The organism is Methylomarinum sp. Ch1-1, from assembly GCF_030717995.2.
In the GTDB taxonomy this organism is placed as follows: Bacteria; Pseudomonadota; Gammaproteobacteria; order Methylococcales; family Methylomonadaceae; genus Methylomarinum; species Methylomarinum roseum.
The window spans coordinates 4,099,550-4,115,559 of record NZ_CP157743.1 but is presented as its reverse complement, the minus strand read 5'-3'; the positions used below and the strand labels follow the sequence as shown (position 1 = coordinate 4,115,559).

13 protein-coding genes are annotated in these 16,010 nt (G+C 52.7%); 11 read left to right on the top strand and 2 right to left on the bottom strand.

Annotated features, from left to right (window positions below; all coding sequences use genetic code 11):
• The first annotated feature begins 101 nt into the window (after nucleotides 1–101).
• From Q9L42_RS18660 to Q9L42_RS18650, 3 genes are read left to right on the top strand one after another with little or no spacing between them, the layout of a single operon-like run.
• Complete coding sequence (locus tag Q9L42_RS18660) at nucleotides 102–1,634, top strand: phytoene desaturase family protein (protein ID WP_305906886.1); 1,533 nt, start codon at nucleotides 102–104, stop codon at nucleotides 1,632–1,634.
• Nucleotides 1,631–3,226 (top strand): aldehyde dehydrogenase family protein, encoded by a 1,596-nt coding sequence (locus Q9L42_RS18655; protein WP_349431592.1) that lies wholly within the window; start codon nucleotides 1,631–1,633, stop codon nucleotides 3,224–3,226. Before Q9L42_RS18660 ends, Q9L42_RS18655 begins: the two co-directional genes overlap by 4 nt.
• Nucleotide 3,227: 1 nt before the next feature.
• Complete coding sequence (locus Q9L42_RS18650; RefSeq protein WP_349431591.1) at nucleotides 3,228–4,724, top strand: phytoene desaturase family protein; 1,497 nt, start codon at nucleotides 3,228–3,230, stop codon at nucleotides 4,722–4,724.
• A gap of 90 nt (nucleotides 4,725–4,814) precedes the next feature.
• Here the strand turns inward: Q9L42_RS18650 and Q9L42_RS18645 are convergent, their stop codons facing one another.
• Together Q9L42_RS18645 and Q9L42_RS18640 are read right to left on the bottom strand one after the other, a co-directional pair.
• A complete protein-coding gene (locus Q9L42_RS18645; protein WP_305906891.1) occupies nucleotides 4,815–5,240 on the bottom strand; it encodes a hypothetical protein in 426 nt (141 codons plus the stop codon).
• Between the two features lie 254 nt (nucleotides 5,241–5,494).
• A complete protein-coding gene (locus Q9L42_RS18640) occupies nucleotides 5,495–6,016 on the bottom strand; it encodes a hypothetical protein (protein WP_305906892.1) in 522 nt (173 codons plus the stop codon).
• A 390-nt stretch (nucleotides 6,017–6,406) separates the two neighbouring features.
• Here Q9L42_RS18640 and Q9L42_RS18635 point away from each other — a divergent pair, with 390 nt between their 5' ends.
• The 8 genes from Q9L42_RS18635 to Q9L42_RS18600 all read left to right on the top strand — a co-directional run bounded on the left by Q9L42_RS18635 (nucleotide 6,407) and on the right by Q9L42_RS18600 (nucleotide 15,815).
• Nucleotides 6,407–6,670 carry a hypothetical protein gene (locus tag Q9L42_RS18635; RefSeq protein ID WP_349431590.1) on the top strand — a complete coding sequence of 88 codons (264 nt, stop codon included), beginning with the start codon at nucleotides 6,407–6,409 and terminating at the stop codon, nucleotides 6,668–6,670.
• Nucleotides 6,671–6,838: 168 nt separating this feature from the next.
• A complete protein-coding gene (locus Q9L42_RS18630) occupies nucleotides 6,839–7,777 on the top strand; it encodes a Gfo/Idh/MocA family protein (RefSeq protein WP_305906894.1) in 939 nt (312 codons plus the stop codon).
• A gap of 11 nt (nucleotides 7,778–7,788) precedes the next feature.
• Complete coding sequence (locus Q9L42_RS18625) at nucleotides 7,789–8,883, top strand: DegT/DnrJ/EryC1/StrS family aminotransferase (protein ID WP_349431589.1); 1,095 nt, start codon at nucleotides 7,789–7,791, stop codon at nucleotides 8,881–8,883.
• 110 nt (nucleotides 8,884–8,993) lie between these two features.
• A complete protein-coding gene (lpxB, locus tag Q9L42_RS18620) occupies nucleotides 8,994–10,148 on the top strand; it encodes a lipid-A-disaccharide synthase (RefSeq protein WP_305906895.1) in 1,155 nt (384 codons plus the stop codon).
• Nucleotides 10,149–10,332: 184 nt separating this feature from the next.
• The gene (locus tag Q9L42_RS18615) at nucleotides 10,333–12,894 is read left to right on the top strand and encodes an outer membrane beta-barrel protein (protein WP_349431588.1); all 2,562 of its coding nucleotides are present in this window, start codon (nucleotides 10,333–10,335) and stop codon (nucleotides 12,892–12,894) included.
• 347 nt (nucleotides 12,895–13,241) lie between these two features.
• Nucleotides 13,242–14,552, top strand: coding sequence for a hypothetical protein (locus Q9L42_RS18610; protein WP_305906900.1), 1,311 nt, complete (start codon nucleotides 13,242–13,244; stop codon nucleotides 14,550–14,552).
• Between the two features lie 93 nt (nucleotides 14,553–14,645).
• Nucleotides 14,646–15,317: a hypothetical protein gene (locus Q9L42_RS18605; RefSeq protein WP_305906901.1), complete on the top strand. Its 672-nt coding sequence runs from the start codon at nucleotides 14,646–14,648 to the stop codon at nucleotides 15,315–15,317.
• A gap of 36 nt (nucleotides 15,318–15,353) precedes the next feature.
• Complete coding sequence (locus tag Q9L42_RS18600; protein ID WP_305906902.1) at nucleotides 15,354–15,815, top strand: hypothetical protein; 462 nt, start codon at nucleotides 15,354–15,356, stop codon at nucleotides 15,813–15,815.
• Nucleotides 15,816–16,010 lie beyond the last annotated feature (195 nt).

Sequence of the window (16,010 nt, the reverse complement as noted above, 5' to 3'; positions counted from 1 at the left end):
GTCCTGTTGCAGACAGCCCGATAAATCAATAGCCTACTCCCTCTGATAAAAATACGCTGAATAATTACACTTTAGGAAACAAACGGGTAACAGGATAAAGCATGGCAGAAAAACATATCGTCATCGTCGGGGGCGGTCCCGGAGGATTAACTGCGGCGATGCTGCTCAGTCATCGCGGTTTTAAGGTTTCCCTATTCGACAAGAATAGCGAGATAGGAGGACGTAACCGGGGCATTAGGGCCGATGGTTTTATCTTCGACACCGGGCCGACCTTCCTATTGATGAAGGGGGTGCTCGATGAAATGTTTGAACTGTGCGGCCGCGACAGCGCCGATTATCTCGAGTTCATGCGTTTGGAGCCGATGTACCGCTTGCTGTTCGACGACCGGCAGATCCAGGTTTATTCCGACCCGGACAAAATGCGGCAGGAGTTGCGGCGGGTTTTCCCCGACAGTCCGGCCGATTACGACCGTTTCCTGGCCAGGGAAGATAAGCGTTTCCGTCATCTTTACCCCTGCATCACCCGCGATTATTCCAGTCTGAAGGCTTTTTTCTCGCTCGACCTCCTCAAGGCCTTGCCGCAGCTTGCCGTCAATCACAGTGTCTTTTCCAACTTGGGTCGTTATTTTCAGGAAGAAAAGCTGCGCTTGATCTTTTCCTTTCAATCCAAATACTTGGGCATGTCGCCTTGGCAATGCCCGGCCTTGTTTACGATGCTGTCCTATCTGGAGCATCGCTACGGCATCTATCATGTCAAGGGCGGGTTAAATCGTATTTCCAACGCGATGGCTAAAGTGATCGAGGAGCAGGGCGGCGCCATTCATCGCAACATGGCGGTGCAGTCGTTAATCGTCGAAAAGGGCAGGGCGACGGGCGTCAGGCTCGCGGACGGTTCCGAGGTGACGGCCGATGAAGTCATCGTCAACGCCGATTTCGCCTATGCGATGACCGAGCTGGTCGAGCCCGGTGTATTGAAACGTTACAGCCGCGAGAACATCGGCAACAAGGAATATTCCTGTTCCACCTTCATGCTCTATTTGGGGCTGGACAAACGCTATGATATTCCTCATCACAATATCGTCTTCGCCAGCGATTACAAAGGCAATGTAGACAATATTTTTTCCAATAAAACACTGTCCGATGATTTTTCGTTCTATGTGCAAAATGCCAGCGTCAGCGACGACAGTTTGGCGCCGGCCGGCCAGTCGACGCTTTATGTGCTGGTGCCGGTGCCTAACAATCAGAGCGGCATAGCCTGGCCGGAGCAGTTGGCTGCAGTCCGCGAGCAGGTGCTCGATGCCCTCGGCGACAGGCTGGGCTTGGATGATGTTCGCGACCATATCGTCTATGAGAAAAACATTACGCCGGAGAACTGGCAGCACGACGAAAATGTGTTTTTCGGCGCAACCTTCAATTTGTCGCATAAATTCAGTCAGATGCTGTATTGGCGCCCACATAATCGTTTCGAAGAACTGGAACGTTGTTATCTGGTCGGTGGCGGCACTCATCCGGGCAGCGGTTTGCCGACTATTTATGAGTCCGCCCGTATTTCCGCCAACATGATTTGTGATAAGTACGGTGTCGAATTTCCCGCGATACCGAACAACGATTGGTTGGGGCCGTCCTTGTCGTGACGGTGAAAACGATCGAGGTATTCAGTCCGCTGGACGGACGACGCCTGAAAGCCTATTCGGTGACGCCGGCCGAGCAAGTCGGCCGACGCATGGCGACGGCTAGGCAGGCGGCGGCGATCTGGAGTTCTTATAGCGTCGAGCGGCGTCTGGCGATATTGTCGCCATTGCGGGAGCGATTGGTTGCCGATCTCGATAACATCACCGAGCGATTGGTTGCGGTGACCGGCAAGGTCAAGAGCGAAGTTTTGTTGGGCGAGATTTATCCGCTGTTGGCGATGATGGATTATTACCGTAAACATGCGGGCGCCATCTTGGCGCCTAGACCGGTAAGCACTTCGCCGCTGGCTTTTCCCGATGCGGAGGCGGGCTACCGATACCAGCCTTATGGCGTGGTCGCGGTGATTTCGCCGTGGAATTTTCCCTTACAGCTGACCCTGTATCCTTTATTGTCGGCGTTGATTGCCGGCAACGGCGTCGTCTTCAAAACCTCCGAATTGAGCCTGCCGGTCGGCGAGTTGATCCTCGATCTGCTGACGCCGCTTGAGCTTCCGGAAGGATTGGTGCAATGGCTGGTCGGCGGGCCGCAGACCGGGCGTGAATTGATAGAGCGACGTCCCGATCTGGTTTTTTTTACCGGCGGAGTCAATGCCGGTCGCAGCATCATGGCCGCCGCCGCGCGCCATCCGATTCCGGTGATACTCGAACTGGGAGGCAAGGATGCGATGCTGGTGTTTGCCGATGCCGATCTGCAACGGTCGGTCAATGGCGCCCTTTATGGCGCCTTCTGCAATAGCGGCCAGGTCTGTGTCGCGGTTGAGCGTCTCTATGTCGAGGATAGTCTTTTCGAAGTCTTCGTCGAACGGCTTTGCGAGGCCGTGGCCGTGCTGAAAGTCGGTCATGGTGATCAGGGCGATTTGGGTGCAATCAGTTCGCCCCATCAGCTATCCGTGATTGAAGCCCAGTATCGGGATGCGCTGGCCAAGGGGGCTCAGGCCTCCGGGCCATTGACCCGGGACGGTGCTTATTTGCGGCCCGTGGTGTTATGGAATGTCAGCGACGACATGAATATCATGCGGGAAGAAACCTTTGGCCCCTTGTTGCCGGTGATGTCGTTCAGCGATGAAACAGAGCTGGTCGAACGGGTCAAGGCCGTTGATTTCGGGCTGAACGTCAGCATTTGGAGCCGGAATATCGACAAGGCGCGGCGCCTTGCCGAGCGATTACCGGTCGGTAACTGGATCGTCAATGATGTGCTGAAAAACGTCGGTCACCCCGGACTGCCGTTCGGCGGTGTCGGCCGCAGCGGTTTCGGCCGCTATCATGGCGCGGAAGGATTACGCAGTTTCACCTATACCGTTTCTGGTTTGGTCAGTCGCGCCCGTTTCAGTCGGGAACCCAACTGGTTTCCCTATTCGGAACAGCGCTATCGAGAACTGCGCGCCTTCATCGATTTTTTATTCGGCTCTGGGTCCGTTTTGGGACGGATAGGGCGCAACTGGCGCGAATTGCGCGCTTTTCAACAATATGCCGGGCTGAATCTTGGTCAGCACTGGCGCAATTTTCTGATTTTCGTTTCGAGAAGACAGCATTAACATGAACACTCAACCACGTCAGCAAAAAATTGTCGTCATCGGGGCCGGGCTCGGCGGACTGTCTGCCGCCATTTCCCTGGCCAGCGAAGGCTTTGCCGTCACCCTGCTGGAAAAAAACGCCCAAGTTGGCGGCAAGCTCAATGTGCTGAAGAAAGATGGCTTCACGTTCGATCTGGGGCCGTCGATCTTGACCATGCCGCATATATTCAGGCGTTTGTTCGAGCGGGTTGGTAAAAGACTGGAGGATTATGTCGAGATTGAAACGGTGGAACCGCACTGGCGCAACTTTTTCGCCGATGGCGCGGTGTTCGATTTAAGCTCAGATCCCGAAACGATGCGCAGCGAATTGGGCAAGCTCGATCAAAAGTCGGTGGCCGAATTCGAGCGTTTCATGGCTTACTCGAAAAAACTCGGCCAGGTCACCGAACAAGGCTATTTCGCCAAGGGCCTGGATAGCTTTAGCGAATTGCTCGGCCATTACGGCGTGCTGCACAGTCTCTTCGATTTCGATGTGTTCCGCTCGATGGATCAGGGCGTCAGGCGCTATATCAGTAACCCGAAGCTGGTCGACGTGCTGAATTACTTTATCAAATATGTCGGTTCGTCTCCTTATGATGCGCCGGCGTTGATGAATCTGCTGCCATATATTCAGTTCGAGTACGGACTGTGGTATGTCAAAGGCGGCATGTATGGTTTGGCCAGTGCAATGCAGCAGCTGGCGGAGGAGCTCGGTGTCGAGATTCATCTCGACTGTGAAGTGGAGCGCATAGAAGCCGATCATGATCGGGTGTCTGCGGTTAGGCTAGGTAATGGCGAGACGCTGGCGGCCGATATCGTCGTTTCCAATATGGAGGTTATTCCTGCCGCGCGCAAATTATTGCAACGATCGGAGCGGGAATTAAAGGCGTTGCGGCGCTTCGCTCCTAGCTGCTCAGGCCTGGTCATGCATCTCGGCGTCGACAAGCTATATCCGCAACTGGCGCATCATAATTTTTTCTATTCGGAACAGCCGAAACGACATTTCGAGTCCGCTTTTCATCAAAATCGTCTATCCGACGATCCGACCTTATATTTGGTCGCGCCGGTCAAGAGCGATCCGGGCCAAGCGCCGGAAGGGTGTGAAATCATCAAGGTTTTGCCGCATATCCCGCATTTGGATCCGGAGCAGCCCATGCGGCGAGAGGATTGCATGGATTTCCGCGAGCGCGTGTTGACCAAGTTGGAAAACATGGGATTGGAGGATCTGCGCCGGCATATCGTCTGCGAGGAGACTTGGACGCCGTTGGACATCGAGGCGAATTATTATTCTAATCAGGGCTCGATTTACGGTGTGGTCTCGGATCGTTTCAAGAACCTGGGCTTCAAGGCGCCTCAACGCGACCGACAACTCCGCAACCTGTATTATGTCGGCGGCAGCGTCAATCCCGGCGGCGGCATGCCGATGGTGACCTTGAGCGGGCAGTTGGTGCGGGATAAGATTCTGGCCGACTTGGCTTGATGGGGACGTTTAGCAGAGCAGCGCCAAACCTACTCCCTCTGATAAAAATACGCTGAATAGTTACTCAATAAATTGACTAACGCAAAAACTTCAATCGCCTTGATGGCGCTCTTTGACTTGGCGGGTATAGTCTTCCAGTTCCTCGACATCGGTTAGAAAATGCCACGTGCGTAACGATTCCCTGATCAACCAACCTTTGTTTTCTGGCATCATGTCATAGCCGAAGCCTTCGAGGATTTCTTGACAAGCCTCGACCCGGTTTTGCGCCTCCTGCGACATTTCCAATGATGGATGAAAGGGATAAAACCACATCTGATAAAGACTGACTAGAATCTGCGTCGCCAATGACAGGCCGAGCAGGCCGCCAGCGGTCACGACGACATAGGCGAACCAAGGGATGATGGTGGTGATGTACCAGGAAGAAATATCGATCACCATCGCGACAAACGGAATTGCAACGATGGTTCTTTTCAGGATTGGATTGAGTTCGGTCAGAATGAAAATCTTGCCGATCAAAAACAAAATGTGTAAGTGCCGCTATTTTTGCGAAAGCTTGTTTTGGGCATCCCAGCCCAATCAAGCGGCAAAAATTACGCGGCAGCCAATGCCTCCGGCGGCCCCGATTCGTCCTCGTCGCCTCGTCCCGACCCACCAAGGGGTCGGAACCTAGGCTCCAAATGACTTGACGGCGTTTCGCGATGCCTTGCAGGTTTTCTCCGCTTTGCTACGAAAACCCGCCCGGCGCTACGCCTATCGGGGACTAAAAATCTTCACTTCGCTGGCGCTCCGTTTCCAAGATTTTCAGCGAAGGCGATGCCGAATAAGTGGATATGGGAGACTTTCACCAGCGCCGGCAACGAGGCGCCGTTTGCGTCGGTGACTTCCAATACCGCTTCGAAATTGCTCAGGTCGGGGATGCTTTCATTGATAGTGGGGCGGTGGCAGGTCAAGCAATCCCGTTCCAGTATCGGCTGGATTTTTTGCCTATATTCCTCTTCGTTCTTGCCATCCTGCAGCCACTTCAGAATCACCAGCTTGTCGGCTTTCGAACTTAAATTCGGTTCCATCGGGCCGTTGATCGCCGCGCCTAGTCGGCTATGATCGTGCGAACCGTAATAGGCGATCATCACGTCATCGACCGACAATCCCGGTTGGCCATCGCGGCTGCTGTGGGTGAAGTACAGGTGGGTTAGGGCGAATAGATATCCCAGGCCGATGGTCAGCAAAAACAAGCTATCCAGTATGCGTTCGCTGGTCGAAATATCACGGAAACGACGGTATCGGGTGGCCATGATCTGTCCTCATTGCAATGATCGGGCGACAATACCAGGAGTATATCGACAGTTCCCGGTATTACAACCACGTTAACAGTCAAATCATCATCACGGGAAAAGCTGTAATCCGGGATACCCACAAAAGCTGTGGATAAAGTTGTGGAACAAGGCTTCATAAATCGCTGCATGCCGCGTCATTGTTTGTGTCTGTTTGCATTGTATAGAAAGTGAACAATTTATTTTGTACTTTTATATCAGTAGCTTAGCGAGGGTGGTGGATGTGTGCGTTCGGTGGAGGCGTTTTAATCGGGAAAAGTGATTGAATTGTGTGTAAGAATGCCGTTATGACCTGGGATAAGAATGCACAGGCGAGTTGTTGTAGACTGTCTTGAACGGTAAGGGGGAATGATGGCTAATCATGTTGATAATACCGAGCAACTGATCTTACATGCGATCGATGTTTGGGATCGTGAAATGAAACAGCTCTATGAACCGGCGGCCGGACATAACTGCCCTTATTGTCCGAAACGTTTTATATATGGCTGTTTTTGCAGTTTTGAACGCAGGTTTATTGAGCAAACCATCGAGGAGATGGTGGCCAAGGGCTTGGTCAGTAAACACGATTGTGATGGTTTTCCGGAAGATTTTTGTCTGAAAAAAGAGATCGAGTAGCTTTCTGGCGCTATTTTGACGCTCTCAAACCTGTGTCAGCAGCGCTTTTCAGGGGGATCGACACGATTCATTTATTTCGCTTTTAAATCTGGTGATACAATAGGCGCCATTTTTTATGTCGGATATTTGTTGTTATCCGCTATGGTGTCAATCAGAATTGAGTAGTCTATGAGTAAACTTAAGTGTGCTGTAATCGGAACCGGATATTTGGGGAAATTTCATGCGGAAAAATACGCCTCTTTAGACGATTGTGAACTGGTCGCAGTGGTAGATATCAATGAGGAGGCCGCACGTAGCGTCGCCGAAAAACTAGGTGCGGAGGCATTAACCGATTATCAGCCTTTACTGGGTAAAGTGGATGCGGTCAGTATAGTCGTGCCAACCAGCCTGCATCACGCGGTGTCGCGTGATTTTCTCAATGCCGGCGCGCATGTGTTGGTGGAAAAACCGATTACCGTGACCGTCGAAGAAGCGGAAGATTTGATCGCTATCGCCAAGGATAGAAACGTCATCTTACAAGTGGGTCATCTGGAACGCTTCAATCCGGCCGTTCGGGGCTTGGAGGCGATCGAAGACAAGCCGTTGTTCATCGAGTCGCATCGTTTGTCGCCATTCAATCCGCGTGCTAATGATGTCAGTGTGGTGTTGGATTTAATGATTCATGATATCGACATCATTCTGGCTTTGGTTGACTCGGAAGTTGAACGCATCGACGCCAGTGGCACGGCGGTATTAACGAAGGGCACCGATATCGCCAATGCCCGTCTGACCTTCAAAAACGGTTGCGTAGCCAATGTCACCGCAAGCCGTATCAGCATGAAGATGGAACGCAAAATGCGTATGTTCCGTCCCAGCTCCTATGTTTCGGTCGATTTCCAGAACCGGGTATTGACCAAACATAAAACCGGCAGCAAGGAAATGTTTCCCGGCATCCCCGAGATCGAAACGGAAGAATCGGTCTTTGAGAACGGCGATGCATTGCTGGAGGAAATCAAGCATTTCGTCAACTGCATACAGACCGGCGAGAATCCGCTGGTTTCCGGCGAGGCCGGCAAGCGGGCGCTGGCTACGGCGATTCAAATCACTCAACTATTAACACACGGTTAAAGAGCAGTAACATGATACCAATGGTTAACCTTAAGGCGCAGTACGCCGAAATCAAAGACGAAGTCGAGCAAGGCTTGACCGAAACGATCGCCAATTGCGCCTTTATTCTCGGACCGAATGTGCAGGCCTTCGAACAGGAAGCCGCTGAATATCTGGGCGTTAAACATGCGATCGGCTGCGCCTCCGGCACCGATGCCTTGCATCTGGCCTTACAGGCGGCTGGAATAGGCGTCGGCGACGAAGTGATCACGTCGGCCTTCACCTTCATCGCCACCGCCGAAGCGATCAAATATGTCGGCGCCAAACCGGTGTTCGTCGATATCGACCCTAAGACTTTCAATATCACCGCGGAAAACATCGAAACAGCGATTACGCCGAAAACCAAGGCGGTGATGCCGGTGCATTTGTTCGGTCAACCGGCCGATATGGCTCGGATCAAGGCCTTGTGCGACGCGCATGGCCTGAAGTTGATCGAGGATTGTGCGCAGTCTTTTGGCGCCCGCATCGATGGCAGACAGACCGGTTCCATCGGCGATGCGGCCGGATTCAGTTTTTTTCCCAGCAAGAACCTGGGCGCCTTCGGCGACGGCGGCCTGGTGACCACCCAGTCCGATGATATCGCGGCTATGGTGAGAAAGCTGCGTAATCACGGTTCCGATGTGCGTTATTATCACGACGTGATCGGCTATAACAGCCGGCTCGATGAAATGCAGGCCGTCGTGCTAAGGGCGAAATTGAAGCGTATCGATCAATACAACCAGGCGCGTCGACACGCCGCCCATCTGTATTCGGATTTGCTGGCCGAACTGTCCTTGACGACTCCTTATGAAGATGGTCTTGGTGAGCATGTCTATCATCAATATACTTTGCTGTGCGAGCGCCGCGATGAAGTGATCAAGGCTTTGCAGGACCGAAAGATCGGCTGCGCGATTTATTATCCGGTGCCTTTGCATCGACAGAATGTATTCAAAGAAGAATGTGCGGGCTTGTCGCTGCCGGTGACCGAATCGGTTGCCGAGAACTGTTTTTCATTGCCGATCTGCTCGTCACTGGCCGATGATACGGTTAAGGAAATCGCTTTGGTGATTAAATCGGCATTATCGTAACGATAATCGGATCTAACTTTTCGTAGGATGGGCAGAGTGCGGCGAAGCCCGTCTTTCCAACGTTTCAAGGTCAGCCATCGCGCTGGCCTTTTTTAGTTATGGGTAACACAGTGTCAGCAAACAAGCCATTAACCATCATGCTTAGCGCCGGTGAATCGTCCGGGGATCAGCATGCCGCCCATATGTTTCTGGAGCTGAAAAAGCATTTGCCGGATATACGCGGCATCGGCATGGGCGGTGCGGTCATGCGTCAGGCGGGCATCGACATCAAGGTCGACTCCTCGTCGCTTGGCGTGATCGGCCTGATAGAGGTGCTGAAACACTATCGCGAAATCCGCGCCGCCTTAATGAGAATGAAAGCCTTATTACAGGCGGAGAGGCCTGATTTGCTGGTTTGTGTCGATTATAAGGAGTTCAATCTGAAACTGGCGCAATTCGCGAAAAAACAGGGTATCAAGGTATTGTTTTATGTCAGCCCGCAGGTCTGGGCGTGGCGGTCCGGACGGGTATTGACATACGGCAAGGCGATCGACATGATGGCGGTGATCTTTCCATTTGAAACCGCCTATTACGAGGCGGAGGACATACCGGTCCGGTATGTCGGTCATCCTTCGGTCGATAAGGTGCGTCCGCTGCATGATAAGGAAGAGGATTTCCGCCGTTTCCAGCTGGATCCAACAAAACCGGTAGTCGGGATTCTGCCCGGCAGCCGCATGAACGAAATCAAACGGATGCTGCCGGTGATGTTAGGCGCCGCGGAAAAACTGCGGAACGATCATCCCGGTATGCAGTTTCTGCTGCCGCAGGCCGGTTCCATCGATGACAGGGTTTTACAGGACTATCTGCAACAGACAGCGGTTCCGATCAACGTGATCAAGAATCAGCCTTATGATGTCGTGCAATGTTGCGATGCGGTGATGACCACTTCCGGCACAGCGTCGCTGGAAATCGCCTTGTTGACGGTGCCGATGGTGATTGCCTATAAGCTTGCCTCGGTGACCTATTGGCTGGGACGGATACTGGTGAAAACGCCGTTTATCGGTTTGCCCAATATCGTCGCCGGCAAAGCGATCGTCAAGGAATTGATTCAGCACGAGGCCACGGCCGACAGGCTTGCCGAAGAAATCGAACGATTGCTGAGCGATCAAGCCTATCGCCAGGCGATGATCAACGAACTGCAGGCGGTTAAGGAAAAGCTCGGAGAGGGCGGGGGGTCTAAGAACATGGCGGATTTGGCGCTGCAGATGTTACGGGAGCGCCAATAGGACGGCTTATCTCAAGAGTATTTTGTAACAACAGGATATTATGCTATTTTTAATGGCAACCCCAGAATCAATAATAATTAAAAGCATAGCGTCCTTCATCCTTGATAATTTACATTTAGTACTAATTAAAAATAGATGAAGACCCTATTGCCTATCAAATTCTTTTTAGGATGAAATTGCAATCGTGAAATTTAAGACCATCATTCCCTTGACCGTTTTGTTTGGCGCTGGAATAGCGCCCGCGTTGGCTGAGGAAGAGCCGGTCACACCCGATAGGCCAGAGCGCACCAATCCCCTGTTGAAGACCAAGTCGGGTTACGAGATGGGCTCATTTCTGGTCAAGCCGGAATTGGCGTTGATCGGCATTTACGACAACAATATCTTTGCGACCCGCAGGGATACCGTTAGCGATCAATTGCTGTTGATTTCACCGTCATTGGATATTCAGTCGAACTGGGAGCGGCATCAGTTGAATTTCAGTTCGTCGGCTGATTTGGCCCGTTACGATGAGCGCACCACCGAGGATTATGACGATTTCAACGTCGGCACCTCGGGGCGTTACGATTTCACTAAGTCGAGCAATGTGTTCGCCGGTTTCAATTATCGGCAGGGCCATGAGTCTCGCGCGTCTCCGGACAGTTTTTTCGGCCGCAACCCCACCGTGTTTTCCTCCACCGAAGCACATGTCGGTACCTTGCAGCGAGCTGGCGATATCGCGATGCGTTTCGGAGGCACGTTCCAGAATCTGGATTTCAAGGATGTTGCGACCGACAGCACGCCGGTCAATCATGACGACCGGGACCGCGATCTTTACGGTCTGGGGCTGCGGTTTAGCTATGCCCGAGATAGGCGTTTGCAGCCTTTTGTCCAGTTTATTTTTGATCGCCGCGAATATCTCGATACGTTCGATGATAACGGATTCCAGCGCGATTCGGACGGCTATCGCACTGCGGTGGGGCTTACCAGCGCGATCAGCAATCGTTTGCGGGCCGAAGTCTATGGCGGTTATATATGGCAGGACTTCGCCGATCCGCGCTTCAACGCGATCACCAAGCCGGACTTCGGCGCCACTGTGCGCTGGAGGGCGACTCCCAGCACGATGTGGTCGGCGTCGGTCGACAGGGCCGTGGAGGAAACCACGTTGGTTAATGCCTCCAGCGCGATAGAGACCCGCTATGGCGCCGATATTCGGCATAAATTATTGCCGGCCGTGACGCTGAAATCCCACTTGACTTATAGCAAATACGATTATCAACAAATCAGCCGCAGCGACGATTATGTCGATGCCGGATTCGGACTCGAATACAACATTACCCGACAGATTTATCTGGCCGGCGACTATCGTTATCTGCATCGTGATTCCAATCTTGGCGTCAATGAGGTCGGTTCCTCTCAAGACTATTATCGCCACCAGTTTTTTATTACCCTGGGCGCCCGGCTGTATCCGATTAACGATGAGCTGGTTGCCGGCTTGAATTCCCTGTGGACAGGCAGCGGCGCCAGCGAATCCGGGCCGGCCGGTTTTTATCTGGGCGGACAATATGGCTATAACGGCTTAGCAACCCGCTCGTTCGAACAGCGCAGCGAGGGCGGCAGCGATCAGGCCGGATATGGCGATGCCGGCATGGTCGGCGGCGTGTTTGCCGGTTACGGATTTAACTGGCAGGACTGGTATCTGGGCTTGGAACTGGAGGGGGAGACCAGCAATAGCAAGTGGTTTCATCGTAAGAAAAAGTCCGAGAGCCGCAGCTTCTGGTTGGAAAAAAATGAAAGCTACGGCGCCAGTTTGCGTTTAGGTCGGGCGCTGATGAACAATGCGCTGTTTTATGGCCGGGTTGGCGCGGTGAATACCGAGTTCAACAGCTTTTATACGCTCAACGATAGTCCTCAAAACGCCTTCGCCGACGATATTACCTTGGTCGGCTTGCGTTTTGGCGTCGGGTTGGAGTTTGCGCTCAGCGATCATCTGTTCGGACGTATGGACTCCACCGTCACTAATTATGAAGACACCCAGATTCAATCGCTTGGCTTCGATGAAAATTTCGATATCCGCGAATCCATGTTCAATCTAGGTGTCGGCTGGCGTTTTCAGGGCGTGCCGCAATCCGGCGTGAGCTTCGATGCGGACAATTTGACCGGGCTTTATGCCGGGGCGCAAATCGGCTACGGCATGACCAATACGACACTGAGCGGTCTTCACCGAGATCAGGGGGTGGGACCTTTTGATTATAACGTTGACTTTGCCGACCATGGCTTTACCCCCGGTGTATTTGCCGGTTATGGTTTTAACTGGCGGCGTCTCTATATGGCCGTGGAACTGGAAGGGGAGATTAATTCGCTGGAATGGCAGCATAATCGTGACACGCCGGGTGGCGGCGGTCGGGATTTTTCCGTCGAGGTCAAGGAAACGATGGGCATCAGCGGCAAGCTGGGTTATATCCTCAATAACGGCGCCTTGTTGTATGTGCGTGGCGGAGGCGTTAGGACCGAATTTAATACCCGTTATGCGAAGGGCAATAACCGTAGCAACGATATAGACCGGGAGGAAGGCTTGACCGGTCTGCGCTTGGGCATCGGCGCGGAGGTGCCGTTTACCGAGCATGCCTTCTTGCGTCTGGATTATACCCATACCGTTTACGAGCCTTTTGAGATTGTGACCGCGCATGGCAACGGCAGCAATAGCGATGAACTGACGTTCGATAATACGACCGACCTAGTGCGTCTAGGAATAGGCGCTCGTTTCTAGTTCCCGTGTTTAGGGAGACGCTGATTGAATTCATCCCTGGATTGCGCCCCGACCCACAAAATCAACGTTTTGCAGTCATCGGTTTTGGCCGCGCATCCTGGGACGTGGCGGTTTGGTCGGGCAATTGAAATAGCTTGAATTTCAATGAAAATAAAGAGGTTTTTTGTTGATATTAGGTGTACTATTTCATATAGTGAAATATAAGTAATTTGTTAATTCTGCGGATATTAATAAGAGGGGTAACGCATACGCATAGGAAGTAGAAGAAAGAAATTTTTTTTGCGGATATAGTCAATAATGAAAACTAGTGTTTTTTAAAGTACTAGCAAATCGAAAAGGTGAGTGTTATGAAAACTCTAAAGCAATCAATCCGTAAAGCCCTTTCCGTAACCGGAACAGCGGCTGTCATCAGTTTCGCGGCCTTACCGTTAGCGGTCAATCCTTGGAGTATCGGCGACAGTTATGCCGAACAGCCGACTGAACAAGGGCACCAGGGTTCGGGGCAGCAGCGTGGCGGCGGAGCCGGCAAGGGTGGTCAACAAGGTCAAGGTCAAGGCGGCTCGAAAAGCGTCTTCGACAAAATTTTCTCCGTTTTTTCCGACGAGGAGGAAGGCGACGATGACTCCGATCGTCCGGAGTGGGCGCAGGGCAACCGCGAAGCCAATCCTCACAGCAGTGGTTCGCAAGGTAAACCGGATGCCGCCGGCACGATGAAAGGCGACCTATTTGGAGATCTGTGGATTATTTTGCGCGACGATAGCGGTGAACCGGTATTGGATGCCAATGGTCAGGTGCAACCCATCATCATCGTCGATGGGGTGCCCACCGTTATCCAATTGGTCGACACCGACGGCGACGGCAAATACGAAGTACCGGTTGAATATGCCGATGCCGTGCAGGAAGTAGACGTTGGCAGAACCAATGTCGCCAGGTCTCCCAGCAAGGTATTGGATCATTCATTGACCGAGGCGTTGTCGAAATTGGATGGCACCACGCTGGGAGACGAAACTGTGACCGTCGATGATGCCGGACGGCTGGTGGTGGATGGCAGTACGATCGACTCGCCGCTGGAAAATCTGGCTATTTACCAGGCTTTGCTGACCGCGACCGACAGTAACGATGATGGTCTTTTGGAGGTTAAGGTAGACTATAGCGGGGAAGCCGGCAGCGGCACTTACACCTTCCTGGTGCCGGTCGATTCACAACTGGATCTGGCGGCATCGTTGTTTGCCGCGGCGTCTGATAAAACCGCGTCATTGACTGTCGATAACATCGTCACCGTCAGCACCTTCCTCGGCGTCAACGATGAGCTGGCCAACTTGGTTTCAAATTACACCTATGATGGCGCCAGCACCGCCTACAAGGACAGCTCGGTATATGTCAATGTTCAGGTTGACGGACTGGATACCCCGGATGACTTAAGCGACGATGTTTATCAATCCGTGGAAGTGAATCTGGTCACCGGCGGCACGACCACCTATGACGGAGAAACCATTACGGTGCCGGGCGTCAGCTTCGAAACCATCGCCAATACCGTCGATAATAACGCTGACGGGACTTTGGATGCCAATGACAATGACGGCATCGACGGGTTCACGCAAACGGCCGATGACGCGTTGCAGGTCATTGAGTTTGTTCACGATATTGGCATTGAATGACATCCACGGTCTACGGTGCGCCGGCTGCTTATAGGGCGGCTGGCGCATTCTGGCGGTGGCTGATTTCATTTGAATATTGCAGAGAGGGCGACTATGTGCATTACTGATAGGAATCCGTATCTAAAGGTCTTGTCTGTCGTCTCGACGCTGATGATCGCGATGGCTTTAGGCTTGTCGACGCTCAATCTAGCCTATGCCGAAGATCACGGCAGTGATCATGGCGGCGGGCATGGTTCTGCGGGTCGCGGTCATGCTGGCGGAGGACACTCGGGTGGGGATCATGGCCGTGGTCGTCAGGGTAACTACGATCCGGGGAGAGAAAGAGGGCACGGCGGCGGCGCGAAGGCGGTGGAGAATACTGTCTTGAAATCGGGCGGCAGACCGGTGTGGGCTCAGGAAGGGCTTCCGGAAGTCGAGCTGGGGCGGCTCAATGCGGCCAGGGCTCCGGCGCATGTCTTGCAGAAAGCGCTAGGCAAGGCGCATGAAGAGTTAGAAAGTAATCCGACGGGCGAGATTCATGCGCCGTTGCAAAATATTGCCTTATACAAGGAAGCCGTGACTCAGGGCGATTTAAGCAAAGCGGCTCGCTATCTTGGTTTTGCCGCCGAAAAACGCATGCCGATTAACGCCGAAATGGTGGAAGCCTTGAATATCATCCTTGGGGTTTCGGTGCCGGATAATCAAGCAATGGCCGATATGGCGGATCAGGTGAGACAAGGCATTCTGGAGGCTCATGATGCCGGTGAGATTGAGGATCATCATTGAAACCGGTTTTTTTAACAATGAAATGAGGGGTGGGTTATGAACAGCAAGCAGATAGGTCAAACAGTCATGGTTGCCGCCGCTTTAGTCTTGGCGGCGCAAAGTCATGCAGGCCCTGGCGGCGGCGGAGGCCGGAGAATGGATAGCGGTTTTGCGACGGGACAACAGCGACTTGATCAAGTGCGCGAACGCCAGCAAGAACAAATACGCGACAAGGCGCAAAAACAGCAGCAGAAGTTGCAGGGGCAAGGAGAAAGGAAGCTTCAGCAAGCCGATCAAGTCAGGGAGCGGCAGGAACGGCAAATACGCGAACGCATAAACGACGGTCAGGGTCAAGGCCAACAAATTCGCGAGCGCAGCGAACAACAAATCAAGGAAAGAAGCCAAGGCATGGAGCAAAGGCAGCAACAAATGGAAAAAATCCGTCAGAATACCGAAGGAAAGGCCAAAGGCGATGTTCCCGGCGCGCAAAAACGCTGGTGGTGGCCGTTCGGCGAATAATAAGATATATCGGAATGTTAAGCGCTGAATGAATTCCAGTCAGCAAAGGGCGAAGTCGCTGAGACTTCGCCCTTTTTTGTGTTTTGAAAGATGCGATTGAAATTCGATTTTTATAATACTTAACCTGAGTTCGGATTAACAAACCAGCCTGTATCAGGCAGCTCTTCCAGAAGACGCCGTTCACCCAGCACCTAA